Here is an 833-nt window from a genome sequence, read left to right as displayed (position 1 = left end):
GGGGCCGGGCCGGTGCTCTCGCGGACGATGAGGCGGGTGGGCACGAGCGAGACGCCGGTGCGCTCGCCCGACTCGAGCTCGCGCAGGAGGATGTCGACCGAGCGGCGGCCCGTGTCGCCGAAGAACTGGCGCACCGTCGTGAGAGGCGGCCAGAAGCTCGCCGACTCCTGCATGTCGTCGAAGCCCGCGACGCTCACCTCGCCGGGCACGGCGCGCCCGGCCTCGTGCAGGGCCCGCAGCACTCCGAGCGCCATCTGGTCGTTGGCGGCGAAGATCGCGGTGACCTCCGGATCGGCGGCGAGCCGCTTGCCGAGGCGGTAGCCGGAGTCGGTGGACCAGTCGCCGACCAGCACCTCCGGCACCGGGGCGCCGCGCTCGATCAGGGTCGACTCCCACGCCTCGTGTCGGCGCTCGGCGGAGTAGGAGCGGTCCGGACCGGCGATGTGGTGCACGGTGCGGTGGCCGAGTCCGAGCAGGTGCTCGACGGCCTGGCGGGCGCCCGATATCTGGTCGGTGTCGACCACCGGGTACTTCTCGCCGCCCGCGGAGTCGACGACCACCACGGGCAGGTCCGGCGGGAGGACGATGTCGGCCTCGTCGAGCAGGTGCGCCTCGACGATGATGATGACGCCGTCGACCGCCTCCTCGCTCAGCCGGTGGAACGCGACCGACACCTCGCCCTGGGTGGGGTGGGAGACGGGGATGAGGGTGATCGAGTAGCCCGCGTCGGCAGCCGCGATCGCGATGGCGTCGAGGGTGCGCATGTTGCCGAACGAGGACAGCGTGAACATGATCACGCCGATGCTGTGGAAGCGGCCCGTCCGAAGGGCCCG

The 833-nt window shown here is 72.3% G+C and carries 1 protein-coding gene; it reads right to left on the bottom strand.

What is annotated here, in order from left to right:
* Positions 1–791: substrate-binding domain-containing protein (locus C5C27_RS17560; protein WP_258066851.1), on the bottom strand; the 791-nt coding region annotated here is incomplete at its 3' end.
* Positions 792–833 lie beyond the last annotated feature (42 nt).

The organism is Rathayibacter sp. AY2B7, assembly GCF_002931635.1.
Lineage (GTDB): Bacteria > Actinomycetota > Actinomycetes > Actinomycetales > Microbacteriaceae > Rathayibacter.
The sequence above is the reverse complement of the archived record's forward strand: the minus strand, read 5'-3'. Positions and strand labels throughout refer to the sequence as shown.